The following is a 15,840-nucleotide window of genomic DNA, read 5'->3' as shown; positions in this document are numbered from 1 at the left end:
CGCTGTGTTTTGCTCTAAAAAGTAAGGAATAACAATGGCGCAAGCGCAATCAGGGATTTGTGCTGAAGCAAACTTACACGGTTTGCACTTATTTTTTAATGTACTTGATGGTCACGACGAATCACTTCGCGCTAAGCTTAAAAAAGTGAGCGATATTGAAGATGAGTTTAGTGATCAGTTCTCTGAATCTATGCTTTCTTGTATGGTCGCCATTGGCGCGCAATATTGGCCACACATTCTGCCCGATTATATGCCAAGTGAGCTGCAAAGCTTTCCTAATATCACCCATAGCGATTTTGTGATGAGTGCAAGGCCATGCGATTTATTTGTACAAATCCGCTCAGACAGAGAAGATGTAAACCACCTGTTTGCATTGCAAATATTAAAACTTTTCAACCCTGATGTTGAGCTGGTGGAGCAAATTCGTAATTTTCGTTTTCTAGATGGCCGTGATTTTAATGGTTTTATTTATGCGGGCGATACTCCGCATGGTCGTCAAAAACGGGTAACGGCCCTCGTTAATAAGCCTGATAGCTTTGAAGATCAAGGCAGCTATATTCATGTTCAGCGCTATAAGCATGACTTAACGTTATGGCAGCACTTGTCGTTGCAAGAACAAGAACAAATAATGGGGCGTACTCGTCTCGACAATACCCTAATAAGCCCCGCACTTGAAAGCAGCCATGCAACCCGAAGTGAATTAAAAGATGAACAGGGGCAAGCATTATTACTAAATCAAAGTATGCCTTATGGCGACGTGTATGAGCAGGGGATGTTAATGATTACGTGCTCGGCTAAAGGGGATGCGTTCGAGAAAGTACTCAATAGCCGATTAGGGCAGGGGGAGTATTACGACCATTGGCTTGATTTTACTCAAGCAGATATGGGCTCTGCGTTTTTTGCACCCTCAGTGCGATTTCTAAAGCAGCTATAAAACAAGCCAGTAACGGCTACGTATTAGTATAGCCGTAACAGTGATAACCAAACGAGTTTAAACCGTATCAAACAAAATACGCACACGCTCTAATGTGAGGTCTATTTCTGATACTTTCGCTGGCGCAATAAAAATAGTGTCATCGCCGGCAATTGTTCCTAATACGCCATCTGCTTTACCTAATGAGTCAAGTAAACGGGCAATTAGCTGAGCAGCCCCAGGACTGGTGCGAATAATAATCATCATTTCGTTATGCATAATGTCAATAACTAACTGGCGTAACGGGCTTTTAGCGGTTGGTACACCCATTTCGGCAGGTAAACAGTACACCATTTCTTGTTTTGCATTGCGGGTGCGTACCGCGCCAAACTTACTTAACATCCGCGACACTTTACTTTGGCTAATATTATCAAAGCCTTGTTCTTTTAATGCGTCAACTATTTCGCCTTGTGAGCCAAAATTCTCTTCTTTTAAAAGTGCTTTAAAGGCTTTTACCAATGCTTCTTGTTTGTCTTGTGGTTGCATAGTGTCTAATTAGTTATGTTGTCGATACTGCAAATTCTACACAAAAATGCATATTTATGCAGCAGTTGTTTAGGTTTTGCTGCGTTTAAACAGCAAAGTTTACAACTATGGTCGAAAATATAGCTAAAATAGGCAGGATAAATTTGTTTTTAGTCGCTAATTTCTTTATCTTATAAACCACAAATATTTCCTTCCTCAAATCACGGAGAATTCCAATGAAAGTTGCTGTATTAGGTGCTGCAGGTGGTATCGGTCAAGCGTTGTCTTTATTATTAAAAACAGGCTTACCAGCTGGTTCAGAATTATCACTATATGATGTTGCGCCAGTAGTTCCTGGTGTTGCTGTTGACCTTTCTCATATCCCAACAGATGTAAAAGTTGAAGGTTTTGGTGCAGATGCACTAGATAAAGCATTAACAGGTTGTGATATTGTTTTAATCCCAGCGGGTATGCCACGTAAGCCAGGTATGGATCGTGCTGATTTATTTAATGTTAACGCTGGTATCATTAAAACATTAGCAGAAGGCATTGTTGCTAACTGTCCTAAAGCGCTTGTAGGTATTATCACTAATCCAGTTAATGGAACTGTACCTATTGTTGCTGAAGTATTCAAAAAAGCAGGTACTTACGATGCTAAGCGTGTATTTGGTATTACAACTTTAGATGTGATCCGTTCTGAAGCGTTTATTGCTGAACTTAAAGGCTTAGACGTAGCAAGTGTTAAAGTACCAGTGATTGGTGGCCACTCAGGCACAACCATTCTACCGTTACTTTCTCAAGTTGAAGGTGTTACTTTCACTGATGAAGAAGTAGCTACACTAACTCCTCGTATCCAAAACGCAGGTACTGAAGTAGTTAATGCTAAAGCGGGCGGTGGTTCTGCAACATTATCTATGGGTGCTGCTGCAGCACGTTTTTGTATGTCTTTAGTTAAAGGCTTACAAGGTGAAGACGTTGTAGATTATGCATTCGTTGCTGTTGAAAATGGCGATGCAGAGTACTTTGCACACCCGGTACGTTTAGGCAAAAATGGCGTAGAAGAAATTCTTTCTTACGGCACTCTAAGCGCATTTGAAGAGCAAGCTAAAAATGACATGCTTGAAACGCTGAAAAAAGATATCAAAGAAGGTGTTGATTTTATGGCGTAATAGCCAAAATTAACCCATAAAAAAAGCCTGCATTTGCAGGCTTTTTTATTGCTCGGAATTATCTACACAGTATTACTTAGTGGTCGCGGTCAACCGCTATTCTAGCTAAGCTAATTAGTGCTTGCTTGTAACTCGACTCAGCTAAGCAATCTAAACAGGCAATTGCTTTATTAGCTTCTTGCTCGGCTTTTTTCATTGTGAACTCAAGGGCATTGGTATGTTTGAGCGCAGCCAGTATCTCGTCAAGGTGCTCCATACCATTACAGTGCTCAATAGCGTCTCTTATTAACTGTGTTTGATGCTCACTACCGTGTTGCATTGCATATATAAGAGGTAACGTCGGCTTACCTTCAGCTAAATCGTCGCCAATGTTTTTACCAAGTTGGTCGGCATTAGCGTTGTAATCTAAAACATCATCCACTAACTGAAAAGCAGTACCTAAATGCATGCCATACAAATTAAGTGCTTCTAGTACACTATCGTCTTGATCAGTAATAATGGCCGCAAGACCCGTCGCTGCTTCAAATAGCTTGGCGGTTTTAGAATAAATAACCTGCATATAACTGGCTTCAGTGGTATCAGGGTCGTTGCAGTTCATTAATTGCAGCACTTCACCTTCAGCAATAATGTTGGTTGCATCAGCCAGTACTTGCATTATTTGCATTTTACCAAGACCCACCATTAGCTGAAACGAGCGGGTGTAAATAAAATCACCCACCAGTACGCTAGCAGCATTACCAAACTCAGCATTTGCTGTAGGTGTGCCACGGCGCAAATTAGATTCATCTACAACATCATCATGTAAAAGCGTTGCGGTATGAATAAATTCAATGATAGTTGCTAGCGTAATGTGATCTTTGCCTTGGTAACCTAGCGCTTTAGCCGCCAAAATAGCCAACATAGGGCGAACACGTTTGCCACCGCTGTTAACAATATACAAACCAAGTTGATTAACTAACGCCACATCTGAGCGCATTTGCGCATGTATTAGTTGATTGACGTCATTCATATCGCTTTCGATTAACGCCTGGATAGCTTTTATATCCATTGATCTCCGAGCCAATTTTAATGTGTGAACGGCGCAGATTGTACAACAAAAAATGCATTAGCTCGATATTTTGTGATGATTCCTTAAAAAAACACCCTTAAGTAGGTTAAATGACCTATTAACCTTGTGAATAATTGATTAAACACCCTGGTTTAATTTTGAATCACCCTTGGCGGTTAATTGAACTACATAGACTCGCTTTGCTATTGCTAATTTATTTTCTGTAACCGTTAAAAAGCGCTTGGCAAAGGGGGATTTTAATATAAAATAGGGGAAATATTGAATTGCTCTCAATGCAGCTACTTTTTATTCATTTAATTACAAAAAGAGGCTTGCTAGTTTTTACGCATTAGCGTAAACTTCGCGCCCTATTGAAGAATATTTTAGTTGCGTCGATTTGAGGGCGCACAGACGGAGTTAATTATGTACGCGGTTTTCCAAAGTGGTGGTAAACAGCACCGTGTGACTGAAGGTCAAACAATTCGTCTTGAGAAATTAGACGTTGAAACTGGTGCAGCAGTTGAATTTGATTCAGTACTTTTAGTTGCTGATGGTGAGAAGATCGAGATTGGTGTACCGTTCGTAAACGGTGGTAAAGTAACAGCTGAGGTTGTTTCACACGGTCGCGGTGAGAAGATTAAGGTTGTTAAATTTAGACGCCGTAAGCATTCTCGTAAGCAAATGGGCCATCGTCAATGGTTCACAGAAGTTAAAATCACTGGCATTAGCGCTTAATTAGAGGTACTTAGAAATGGCACATAAAAAAGCAGCTGGTAGTACTCGTAACGGTCGCGATTCAGAAAGCAAACGCCTAGGTGTTAAGCGTTTTGGTGGCGAATCAGTTCTAGCGGGTAGCATCATTGTTCGTCAGCGTGGAACTCGTTTCCACCCAGGCGCAAACGTAGGTATCGGTAAAGACCACACTATCTTCGCAAAAGCAGATGGTAAAGTTCAGTTTGAACAAAAAGGTCCTTTAAACCGTAAATACGTAACTATCGTAGCTGAGTAATCAGTAAGGTAGTTAAAAAACCCCGCCTTTGCGGGGTTTTTTGTTTTAAGCATGTTTAAATATATACCCAAGTGTTTTTATGCTCAGTGTGCTCTATAGGCCACTTAGGTATATAATAGAGTTATTAACAAGCCAATCCCTAAAGTGAGTAATCATGAAGTTTGTAGATGAAGTAGAAATTCGCGCAGAAGCTGGTGACGGTGGCAGCGGCATCGTGTCTTTTCGTCGTGAGAAATATGTTCCAGATGGTGGACCTGATGGCGGTGACGGTGGAGACGGTGGTAGTGTTTATCTACAAGCTGATGAAAACTTAAATACCCTTATTGACTATCAATTTGAGCGTTTTCACAGAGCAGAACGCGGTACAAACGGTCAAAGCCGTAATTGTACGGGTAAGAAAGGTGAAGACCTGATCGTTAAAGTGCCTGTTGGTACACGTATTATTGATGTTGATACACAGGAATCATTAGGGGATTTAACCCAAGATGGTCAACGAATTGTGGTTGCAAAAGGCGGTTTCCATGGCTTGGGGAATGCGCGTTTTAAATCAAGTACTAATCGTGCTCCACGTCAAAAAACACTTGGCACACCGGGTGAAGTACGTAACCTTAAGTTAGAGCTAATGCTACTGGCTGATGTCGGCTTACTAGGCTTACCAAATGCAGGTAAATCAACCTTTATCCGCAGTGTGTCAGCTGCAAAACCTAAAGTAGCTGATTATCCATTTACTACGCTGATTCCTAACTTAGGGGTTGTTCGTCCTGAAGCAAACAAATCATTTGTAATTGCTGATATTCCAGGTTTGATTGAAGGCGCGTCAGAGGGTGCGGGATTAGGTATTCGCTTCTTAAAGCATTTAGAGCGTTGTCGTGTGCTTTTACATATTATAGATGTAATGCCAGTTGATGGCTCTAACCCTGTTGATAATGCATTTGCAATCATCAACGAGCTACACCAGTACAGCCCTAAGCTTGCTGAAAAGCCACGCTGGTTAGTATTTAATAAAATTGATTTATTGCCTGAAGATGAAGCCAAAGCCTTATGTGAGCAAATTGCAGAAGAGTTGGGTGAGTCTGAAAATATTTACAGTATTGCTGCAATTAATAAATTAAATACGCAGCCATTAATTCACGACATCATGACGCTACTTGATAACATGCCTAAAGAGAAGTTTGTTGAAGTGGCAGACGAAGAGGTTGAATTTAAGTGGGATACCTACCATCAAAAAGCCACTAAAGGCGATGATGATGACTGGGATGATTGGGATGAAGATGATTACGACGTAGAAGTTGTCTACGAGCGTTAATAATTGTTTATATTTAAAAGGAGCTAACGCTCCTTTTTCTTTGATTAATAATAAAGTATTGGGTATTTAGTGTGATAATTTCAATGATTGCAGCAATGGCAAATAACCGTGTCATTGGCTTAGATAATAAAATGCCATGGCATTTACCTGGTGACCTTCAGCACTTTAAAAAAGTAACCTCTGGTAAACCCGTTATTATGGGGCGCAAAACATTTGAATCAATAGGCCGACCGTTACCTGGGCGACGTAATATTATTATTACTCGTAATAAAGACTATCACGCATCAGGAATTGAAACAGTAACCACACCAGAAGCTGCACTTGAGCTTGTTAATGATGTTGCAGAGGTGATGATAATTGGTGGCGGAAACATCTACCAGCAGTTTTTAGCGCAGGCGCAGCGCTTGTATTTAACCTTTATAGACTTAGATGTTGAAGGGGATACACAATTTCCTGATTATAAAAGTGTTGCAAACTGGCAAATTGAAGATGAAATGTTGATGACGCCCGATGATAAAAATAAATATAGTTATAAGTTCGTAACTTTGAATAAAGTTTCTTAACATTATTGCGAAAATCTGAGCGTGTTGGTACAATATTAAACAGTCGAGTACGAAAAAAGTATTAATATAGGGTGTCCAATCAATGATTAAATTACCAAAGCTAGTTGTAATTGCTGCTATTGCAGCGGGTTCGTTCGCTTATACTGCGCCTGTAAGCGCTGATGATCAGTTAGCTGTTTCAGTCTGTGAATACATTGCCGCTGATGATAAAAATCGTCTGCGTAGCAAACTAAAAAGTTCACGTGTGAAAGTACGTAATATCTATGATGCAGTTTTCTGTAATGGTAACAACTTATTGCGTCACGCTGTTGCAAGTAATGCGGTTGATACGGGTGAGTACATTGTTAAAAACTTATCAAAAAGCTCACTTGAAGATGGCGCAGATATCGCTTGGGCTGAGGCAAATCATGCTGGTTCAGCTTTAATCCCTATTATTAAAGACCGCGCAGGCCTTTAATTAAAAGCTTAATTTAAAAAAACCGCGTTTATACGCGGTTTTTTATTAGTTACTTAAAACATCCTTCTATTGAGTCTTTATCTATCTCTCAATACACCTGACTATTACCCTAATTAAGTCTTTTACATAAAAATGTCATAAAAATTCAATACTCTGTATGAATGTCACTTTTGAGATATGTTTATGCGTGTATCATTTTTTACCCGTCTTTTAGCTATTTTATTAACGTTAGCCAGTGTGTTGCTCGCCGCTACCTTGTTATGGGCAAGTCATACATTACTAAAAATTCAACAACAAGATATTGCTTATAGCCAATTAAAAAATACCATAATGGTCGATCTTGCTGGCCTTTTAGAAGACTACTTGGCACGAGGCAATAGCCAATACCTGACGCAATCTTCAGCTTTAATTGAGCAACTTAAAGCGCAGCAGCTAACTGTACTTCCCTCTGAGTTAGAAGTGCGCCTTTCAACACAGCTATTTTCACTAAATAAAGACATTAACGGTAAATACAGAGCACTAGGAAAGCTCTCAGGTAACGAAACTGCGCTTTTAGACAATGCTCTGAGACAAATGGCGGGCTCAGCGTCATCGCTTATAAATTATGTACAAAAAGCATCAACTCAAAGTAGTCATGCTCTAAGCTACAATAAGTTGGCGAGTGATTATTATAGTGAAGTGGTTAATTTATCTTTATCGACCTATCAACTGCTAAATGATTACCAGCCTGAAATTGAAAAAAGCCTGCAACAAAGCGTAAAAAATTTAAACTTACTCGCTGCAAAAATTGCACAGTTGCCTAATTTAGGAGTGATGACTGAGGTTGATGAATTTGCTTTATTTGTAGATGAGGAGCCAGAGGATTTGGCTGCTGATATAAAAGCGGAGTTGGTTAGTTGGCCTAAGCGCTATTTACGTGATTTAAGCAGTACTTTATCGCAAGCAAAGCAGCGTAATTCTGGAACGAATGAGTTACGTAAACAAATTAGCGTGTTATCAAAAACAGTGATTGAGGCAGAGCAAACATTAAAAGCGCAGCAAGATACCGTTAAACAACAAGTATTTTGGGTGTTTGGAATTGCAATAGGTGGTTTAGTAATATTAGCTTTTGGTGTTTATTGGGTGCAACGTAAACAGGTTTTACAGCCTTTGCGGCAACTGCGAGATGGGTTTGCATTTTTAATCGAAAGTAATGAGTTAAAAAATATTACAGTGAATAATCCTAAAACAGAGGTTGGTGAAATAGCGCAGTATTTTAACCAGTTAATTGAGCGCCAGCGTCTGGAGGCGCAAGAAAGAGCGAGTATGCTTGGTGTCGTTAGTGACTTCATGGAGCAAATGAGTGAGCATTTAGAAAAAATAGGGTCAAAAAGCGCGACTAGCTACGAACAAGTTGTTAAAAATGAAAGTTTACTAGTAAATATTCAACACATAGGTGAGCAGGTTAATCATATTAACGCTCAAGCTGCTGAAAATGCTCAAAGTACTTATGAGGCAATGCAGCAAAGTGTTGGTTTTGCTAAAAATATGCTTAATGCGAGTTCTGATACACAGCAACGTATTGAACAAGGTATGCACAGTGTGCAAGAGTTACTGAGCGGCGTACAAGGAGTGAGTAATATAATAACGGTTATTCGCACCATAGCTGAACAAACCAATTTATTAGCACTGAACGCTGCAATAGAATCAGCAAGGGCCGGTGAGCAAGGCCGAGGTTTTGCGGTGGTTGCTGATGAAGTAAGGCAATTAGCCATGCAAACCCAAGGTTCGTTAAAAGAGATTAACGATCAGCTGGCGTTATTAAGTGAGAACTCTCAAATGGTCTATTCACAAATTAATGCGTTAACTGAGGATGCACAGCTACAAACCGAAAATGCCCAAGAGCTTCAAGCAAACTCTGAAGGGGTCGCAAATAATGCTCAGCAGGCAAACACAGTTGCAGTTGAAGCAATGGAGCTTGCAAAACAGCAAAGCAATTTCCTTAGTGACTTTACCCAATCAATGCATAATATGAAAAGCCAAGTAAATGAGTCGAGTGAGTTGGTGTCTGATATTCGCTCGCAGCTAGAGCTGCAAATGGCAACAATTAGAAAGGGATTGGGTTTAGACAGTGATGCAGTTTAATCGCGGTATAAACTCGAAACCGTAAATATTAACCTGTATGCTAAAAGTCTACGTAATTACCCAAAGGATTTAACATGATTGAACAAGGTCAAACAATACCCGCAGTTAGTCTATCTAAGCTAACCGATGACGGTATGCAAACACTGACAAGCAATGAATTATTTGCAGATAAAAAAGTCGTGTTATTTGCAGTGCCAGGCGCTTTTACACCAACGTGTTCGAATGCTCATTTACCTGGATATATCGCGCTAGCCGATAAAATTAAGGCTAAAGGTATTAACGCTATCTATTGTGTATCGGTAAACGATGCATTTGTGATGAAAGCGTGGGGTGAGTCACAAAATGCAGAGCATATAGATATGCTTGCAGACGGTGATGCTAGTTTTACCCGTGCTTTAGGGCTTGAAAAAGATACCGCAGGCTTTGGTGGAATACGCTCAAAACGATACGCGATGGTTGTTGATAATGGTGTTGTTACTGGTCTATTTGTAGAACAAGACAAAGAGTTTGTAATAAGCAGTGCTGAAGCTGTTTTAGCAACGCTTTAACACTGACGACTTTAATCAGAGAATAAAAAGCCGATACAGTGTATCGGCTTTTTTTATCTAAAGAGAGGATGTTTTATGGCTGGTATTGACCGCTTAGCGTTAAACCAGAGAATGTTTGATACGCATTAACACTTAAGTGCCATGTTCCCGCTTGAGGATTACTAAAAGTACAAGTTTCGGCGTTACCATTTTTATATGGACGACAATCATAACTTGAGCTTGTTGGCTGGCTACCAAATTTTACAAATAAGTCTGCATCACCGGTGCCGCCTGACGTTGTAACAGTAAAGCTTGCCATACCCGCCGGTACATCTAGCGTGTAATGTTTCCACTGACCTGCATTTGCTGTGATATCAGACACCGTGCCACCACCTGCTTGAGGTGTGCCTGAACCACCACCTGTTGAACCACCCGTAATGTTACCGACTAAACTCACGCCACTGTAGGCTGAATAACCACGCAGCATTACATGATAAGTGCCGGCTGTTGGATTATCAATAGAACATTCTTCACTGTTTCCACCTTTATATGGACGACAATCATAAGTGGTTGAGGTTGGTTTACTACCTGCACGTACATACAAGTCAGCATCCCCTGTGCCAGCACTCATAGTGAAAGTAACATTGGTTGCACCACTTGGTACTGTCATAGTGTAAAAGTCTTGTGCACTTGCCGCACCGCTTAAACCGGTTTTGACTTCTCCATCAAAAAGTTCGTTATCACCCGTTGTTGGCGGTGTACCACCAGATGCTGCAGCAACCGCAGCGGCCGCATCAACAATACCTGTACCGCAGCTGGTACACGTAGCAGAGAATGGACGAGTGGTTGTTTTTAAAATACTTTCTATTTCATCAGGAGTTGCGTTTGGTTTTGCTTGTTTGATCAGTGCAGCAACACCCGCAACATGAGGAGCCGCCATTGAGGTGCCTTGCGAAAAGCCATAACTGTCGCTTGATGGTGTTGTTGAACCCGAATTGTAAGTTGATAAAACACCTTCAGAGTCATTGGCAAAGCTTTGCGCGCCACCCGGTGCTGCCACATCAATATTACTTCCGTAATTTGAGTAATAAGCGCGGCCACCATTACGGCCAACTGATGCAACATTAACAACACCATTACAGTTACCTGGGTTGTAGTTTGCAGAATTATCGTTATCGTTACCTGCAGCAATAACAACAACTGTGCCGTTGTTACGAGCGGTATTAATGGCATTTTGCGTGGTTGAACTACATGCACCCGCACCACCTAAACTCATGTTAATTACATCAGCAGGATTAGCATTTGCTGATGTACCCGATACATTACCACCTGAGGCCCAAATGATACCGTCAGCAATATCGGAGGTTAAACCGCCACATTTACCCAATACACGCACTGGTACTACTTTGGCGTCATAAGCAACACCAGCAACGCCTTCACCGTTATTCGTTACTGCAGCGACAGTGCCTGCAACGTGAGTACCATGCCAACTAGAGCCTTGTGCACCGTTATTACCACATTCACCAGCTGCAACCGCATCCCCTGGATCGCGAGCATCGTTGTCACGGCCATTGCCATCATTGGCGACTGATAGATTAGAGATCATATCGTAGCCTGGTAAAATATTAGCGTTTAAATCAGCGTGAGGGCGGTAGCCCGTATCAAGCACAGCGACAACCACACCACTGCCTGTAGCCGTATCCCAAGCTGTTGGTAAGTTAAGTCCACCGGCTTGCTCATAGTAATGCCATTGATCATCAAAACGCGGGTCATTTGGTGTCGCAAATGGTTTTAACATTTGATCGACTTCAATATATTCAACATTACCCGAATTAACCATTTCTTGCATGAACTGCTGAGCTTCTTCGGTGTTGAGTTTTTTATCGGCACGCATTACGTGATGGTTATTGAGTGCCATTGCGCGGACATACTTGGCTTTAACTTTGCCTTTTTTTGAGGTGAAGTTTTTTACAAAGCTTTGCGCTTTTTTATTCATCATTGCTGGTGATACATCAGCGGTTGAGGTACTCATCATATCGTTGTTATTCTTATATTTAATAATGAATTGAGTCTCAAAACCACCTTGATTTTGTAACTTAGCTGAGGTTTCTGCCATTGAAGGTGCGATTGCTTGCGCTGGGTTTGCCATGCTTGAGCTGGCAGCAAAGAGTGTACTTATTGTTAGCGCAACAGCGCATTTTTTGAATGAATTATTAGAAGTCATAATTACCCTTAGTTTTATTATTATTTGTGAAAATCCACAAAGCGGGTACAAAGGTAAATGATCTGTTAACTATTTTGAAATATTAAATACGTATGTACCTATTTCATTTAGTTATAACCGCGTATTTAGTGCGCTTTCAGTTGTTTTGTATTTGTTTTATTGCTATTGACGATCCTAATGTATTAGATTTTTTTGGTGTTTTTTATCATTAATTAACTTTTATTGATAAATTAAAAACAATACAAAAGGGCGTGTTGACCTTTGCGGGTTAAAATAAGTTCAATCTAGGAAGAGGTTAACCGCGGCGCGCGATTTGTAACCTTGTGGACTAAGTAAAAATCGAGCAAAGCTTCTTCGTCCTGTTTACGCTCAAGATAAACACGCTCTGGCTATCTGGTTATTATTGAAACTTTGTTATAATTCACAAAAGTTTTTAAGAGATAACTAAATGACTCACGTTGATGTGATAGTGATTGGTGCCGGAGCCGCTGGTTTAATGTGTGCGGCACAAGCAGGGTATCGCGGCCGAAGCGTCACAGTACTTGATATGGGTAAAAAGCCAGGACGTAAAATTTTAATTAGTGGCGGTGGGCGTTGTAATTTTACCAATGAAAATGCAAGCCCTAGCAACTATTTATGCGCTAACCCCCATTTTGTAAAATCGTGCTTAAGTCGCTACACGCAGCACGACTTTGTAGAGCTTGTAGACCGACATGGTTTGGCATATCACCATAAGACACTCGGGCAATTATTTTGTGACAATAGCGCACAAGACATTGTTGATATTTTACTAACCGAGTGTGAGTGGGCGGGCGTTACTATTAAACTGCGCAGCGAAGTGTTAAATGTCGCTAAAACAGCCACCGGCTATAGTGTGACCACTGAACAAGAAACACTTACTTGTGAGTCGCTTGTGGTTGCATCGGGTGGGTTAACCATGCCTAAACTGGGTGCTACGCCAATCGGCTATAAAATAGCAGAGCAATTTGGCTTAAAGATATTGCCGACTATGGCTGCTTTAGTTCCCTTTACCTTACATCAGCACGATAAAGACCGTTTTGAAGGGCTTTCGGGTATTAGTATCCCTTGTGAAGTTGCAAGCGAAGATGGCACCGTATTTAAAGAGAATATTTTATTTACTCATCGTGGGCTATCTGGGCCTGCTATATTGCAAATAAGCTCGTTTTGGCGAGCAGGTCAGGCGGTAACGATCAATTTACTGCCTGAACTTGATTTAAAGCAACAGCTAGCTGATTGGCGAGAAACACAAGCGCAAAAATCGTTGAAAAATAGCCTCGCGACTATCCTACCTAAACGCTTTGTAGAAATACTCCACGCCAGTAACGCCATTCCAGATTGTAATATTAATCAACTAACGCATGGCCAAATAGACGCGCTTGCTGATTATATTCATGCGTGGCAAATTAAACCAAATGGTACCGAGGGTTACAGAACCGCAGAGGTTACTTTAGGCGGCGTAGATACCGACGAGCTAAGTTCAAAGACATTTGAGGCTAAAAAAGCCAAAGGCTTATACTTTATTGGCGAAGTAACCGATGTAACGGGTTGGCTAGGAGGCTATAATTTCCAATATGCGTGGAGCTGTGGATTTGCCGCCGGGCAGTACGCGTAGTCGTTTTTAATCAATTATAAAATTTCGCTGCAAACAGCGTATTAACACGCCACTTCATCTTTGAGGTGGCGTTTATTCCTGCTCTGTTTATAACTTAAGTTTTTAACTCGTCTGGGTAAGTTTATACTGCTGCATTTTGCTATTTGGTTTTTCGGGAATAGTCATTTCTATAATTCCAGCATCAATGGCTGGCTTTAAGTAGCGCTCTCTAAAATGTTTACGGTCTTTTAATCCAAGCTTATTTTGTAGCTCTTGTCGGTTTAATGGCTTTTCGCTTTGGGTAAATACATTAATTAAAGCGATGACTTGGGGGGCTTGTAAGTCTACATTTACAGCCTGTTTAACTTGAGGGGGTTGTTGGGTTTTTTTGGTTTTTGTTATTGATTTTAAATCACTTTCTAATGAGTTTAGTGCCGCTAGTAATGCTTCCAATATATACTCAATAAACACGGATGAGTCACCGGACTTGGTACTCAGGTTAATGCTTTCAAAGTAATGTTGGCGAGTTGTCGCTATAACATTGTTAATGTTTATTAGTGAAAATAGCGAATGCCACTGCGATAATTGCAGGGTTTGCAACGTACACGCTATTTCAGTATTACCCTGTGTAAAAGGTTGAATAAACTGTAATTCATAGTGGCATACTGCACTACTAATTAAAGGATGATGCGCGGTTGTTTTAAACCAAGCAAATAACTCCTCTACCATTTGTGGTACTCGCATTGCTTGTGGTGCCATTTGCAAACCACTTTTTAACGCTAAACTTTGCTGCCTATAACTGCCCGATTTTTCACTCAGATCTTTGATTAAGCTTCGATGCAAGGCTAATAAGCTATCTGGGGTTGATAGGCCAGATGATATTGATTGAATATCAAGGTTATTGATTTGCAGGGAGGCGGTTTTTTGTTGCTTATAGTGCTCAAGCATTGCAGGAGAATATAAGGCACTGATCTTACCTAAAACTTCACTAATATTTACCATACTGTGAGTCATGCTAGCTGAAATAGAGAAGGGGGGAGTGGCGTTGCTCATTTTGGTATAGGGGTTATTCAAATCAGGGGGTTAAGAATACGCGAACTGAGTTTAAAAGTCAGTTTTAATGGGGTTTTAGTCTGGTTTTTTGTGCTGTTATTGGTTCTTTATAATTAGTTTGGTGTGTGTCGATACATTAATTGAGTACCTTCCTTAGTTATAAGAGGCTAGCTGAAGCGACTATTGTTAGTTTATTGTCGCTAAAATAAACTGAATTACGACCATTATTTTTAGCTTCGTATAGTGCGCCATCGGCACGTTCTAACACGCTAATAACTGAATCATCAGAACTGATGGTAGCTACCCCTATGCTTATGGTTAGCTGAATGTTGGCAACAGGGTGTGTCGAAATATAGTCTTTTAACGCGTTTGCTTGTGCTAATGCATTGGTCAGTGAGGTATTTGGCAAAATAATAGTAAACTCTTCTCCCCCCCAACGCGCAATTAATGAATGGTTGGGCATGCTACTTTTAATTAGTTTAGCAAACTCAGCTAACACTTTATCACCGACTAAATGACCATAGGCGTCGTTTATTTTCTTAAAGTGATCAATGTCACAAATGAATAAGCAGTTTGTGGTTTTTGTTTCTTTGCTGCTGGTAATGACTTGCGACAATGCATAATCAAATTTTTGCCTATTATAAAGCCCTGTGAGTTTATCTGTTTCAGCGAGATGTTGAATCTCTATATTACGGGTTGTTAAATGCGCATATGCAGAAAAACGTGTTTTTTCATAAAATCTGAAAATTAAGATATGGGCAATGCTGACCTCAATGATATTAAATAAAGAGCCCAGCCCGATAGTGACGGTTAGCTGTTGTTGCTTATAAGTTAGGTAAGCACAAATACAAAAAGCAATGGCGCTAAAAATGCTTCCCCAATTTCTACCCACTAAAAAAAACGCAAAAGGGGGAATAAGTGTTGCCCAAAATAAAGAGTGAGCAAGGCCACCGACAGAGATAACAAATGTCATTATTAAACTAACAACCATAAATGTAACCGCCCATGCCGCAGCACTTACATTTGCAGTTTTACTAAACCAGCCATAAATAGCTAATGATATAACTAAGCCTAATGCATCAATGGCGGCAATATCGTAACTGTGAAAGTAGAACAGGTTGAGTAGGGTTAAAACTAAAAAGTAGCAGGTTGCCGTTAATAATGAATGAGCAATTAAGCGTGTGCGCCAAAAGTCTTTATGATCTTTTGGATACTGTGGTAGTCCTTTGTACCAAAAATCTAGCATGCTTTATTTCTCTTAGACTGTGTCTTTTTATTGACTGATTATTACTCATAACCCGCTCATATAA

Annotated in this window: 15 protein-coding genes; 10 read left to right on the top strand and 5 right to left on the bottom strand. The window is 40.5% G+C overall.

Features of this window, described 5'->3' with window-relative positions; translation table 11 throughout:
• The first annotated feature begins 34 nt into the window (after window positions 1-34).
• A complete protein-coding gene (locus ABZP26_RS14145; protein ID WP_013465923.1) occupies window positions 35-934 on the top strand; it encodes a Dyp-type peroxidase in 900 nt (299 codons plus the stop codon).
• A 57-nt stretch (window positions 935-991) separates the two neighbouring features.
• On the opposite strand, the gene argR is transcribed toward ABZP26_RS14145, so the two are convergent.
• Window positions 992-1,459: a transcriptional regulator ArgR gene (gene argR / locus ABZP26_RS14140; protein ID WP_008114955.1), complete on the bottom strand. Its 468-nt coding sequence runs from the start codon at window positions 1,457-1,459 to the stop codon at window positions 992-994.
• A gap of 215 nt (window positions 1,460-1,674) precedes the next feature.
• Between argR and mdh the strand changes: the two genes are divergently transcribed.
• A complete protein-coding gene (mdh, locus tag ABZP26_RS14135; protein ID WP_368485080.1) occupies window positions 1,675-2,607 on the top strand; it encodes a malate dehydrogenase in 933 nt (310 codons plus the stop codon).
• A gap of 76 nt (window positions 2,608-2,683) precedes the next feature.
• Here mdh and ispB read toward each other — a convergent pair whose 3' ends face one another.
• On the bottom strand, window positions 2,684-3,655 hold the full coding sequence (gene ispB / locus ABZP26_RS14130) for an octaprenyl diphosphate synthase (RefSeq protein WP_096038777.1): 972 nt from the start codon (window positions 3,653-3,655) through the stop codon (window positions 2,684-2,686).
• A gap of 423 nt (window positions 3,656-4,078) precedes the next feature.
• On the opposite strand from ispB, the gene rplU reads away from it, so the two are divergent.
• From rplU to ABZP26_RS14095, 7 genes are all read left to right on the top strand, one after another.
• Window positions 4,079-4,390, top strand: a complete 312-nt coding sequence (rplU, locus tag ABZP26_RS14125) for a 50S ribosomal protein L21 (protein ID WP_004587921.1) — start codon at window positions 4,079-4,081, stop codon at window positions 4,388-4,390.
• 16 nt (window positions 4,391-4,406) lie between these two features.
• The gene (gene rpmA, locus ABZP26_RS14120) at window positions 4,407-4,664 is read left to right on the top strand and encodes a 50S ribosomal protein L27 (RefSeq protein ID WP_008114963.1); all 258 of its coding nucleotides are present in this window, start codon (window positions 4,407-4,409) and stop codon (window positions 4,662-4,664) included.
• A gap of 154 nt (window positions 4,665-4,818) precedes the next feature.
• Window positions 4,819-5,970 carry an Obg family GTPase CgtA gene (gene cgtA, locus ABZP26_RS14115; protein WP_013465920.1) on the top strand — a complete coding sequence of 384 codons (1,152 nt, stop codon included), beginning with the start codon at window positions 4,819-4,821 and terminating at the stop codon, window positions 5,968-5,970.
• Window positions 5,971-6,041: 71 nt separating this feature from the next.
• Complete coding sequence (folA, locus tag ABZP26_RS14110) at window positions 6,042-6,533, top strand: type 3 dihydrofolate reductase (RefSeq protein ID WP_024601745.1); 492 nt, start codon at window positions 6,042-6,044, stop codon at window positions 6,531-6,533.
• Between the two features lie 82 nt (window positions 6,534-6,615).
• On the top strand, window positions 6,616-6,990 hold the full coding sequence (locus ABZP26_RS14105; RefSeq protein WP_013465918.1) for a DUF3718 domain-containing protein: 375 nt from the start codon (window positions 6,616-6,618) through the stop codon (window positions 6,988-6,990).
• Between the two features lie 183 nt (window positions 6,991-7,173).
• Window positions 7,174-9,114 (top strand): methyl-accepting chemotaxis protein, encoded by a 1,941-nt coding sequence (locus ABZP26_RS14100; protein WP_013465917.1) that lies wholly within the window; start codon window positions 7,174-7,176, stop codon window positions 9,112-9,114.
• 74 nt (window positions 9,115-9,188) lie between these two features.
• Window positions 9,189-9,662, top strand: a complete 474-nt coding sequence (locus ABZP26_RS14095; RefSeq protein WP_013465916.1) for a peroxiredoxin — start codon at window positions 9,189-9,191, stop codon at window positions 9,660-9,662.
• Window positions 9,663-9,735: 73 nt separating this feature from the next.
• Here ABZP26_RS14095 and ABZP26_RS14090 read toward each other — a convergent pair whose 3' ends face one another.
• Entirely contained in the window at window positions 9,736-11,865 is a 2,130-nt protein-coding gene (locus ABZP26_RS14090; protein ID WP_368485079.1) for a S8 family peptidase, read from the bottom strand.
• Window positions 11,866-12,313: 448 nt separating this feature from the next.
• Between ABZP26_RS14090 and ABZP26_RS14085 the strand changes: the two genes are divergently transcribed.
• Window positions 12,314-13,498, top strand: a complete 1,185-nt coding sequence (locus ABZP26_RS14085) for an NAD(P)/FAD-dependent oxidoreductase (protein ID WP_368485078.1) — start codon at window positions 12,314-12,316, stop codon at window positions 13,496-13,498.
• A gap of 102 nt (window positions 13,499-13,600) precedes the next feature.
• Here ABZP26_RS14085 and ABZP26_RS14080 read toward each other — a convergent pair whose 3' ends face one another.
• Window positions 13,601-14,491 carry a Fic family protein gene (locus tag ABZP26_RS14080; RefSeq protein ID WP_368485077.1) on the bottom strand — a complete coding sequence of 297 codons (891 nt, stop codon included), beginning with the start codon at window positions 14,489-14,491 and terminating at the stop codon, window positions 13,601-13,603.
• Window positions 14,492-14,687: 196 nt separating this feature from the next.
• On the bottom strand, window positions 14,688-15,776 hold the full coding sequence (locus tag ABZP26_RS14075) for a GGDEF domain-containing protein (RefSeq protein ID WP_290172883.1): 1,089 nt from the start codon (window positions 15,774-15,776) through the stop codon (window positions 14,688-14,690).
• Between the last annotated feature and the right edge of the window lie 64 nt (window positions 15,777-15,840).

This window comes from Pseudoalteromonas sp. SD03 (assembly GCF_040937955.1).
Taxonomy (GTDB): Bacteria; Pseudomonadota; Gammaproteobacteria; order Enterobacterales; family Alteromonadaceae; genus Pseudoalteromonas; species Pseudoalteromonas tetraodonis.
This window is presented reverse-complemented; position numbering and strand designations above follow the sequence as displayed.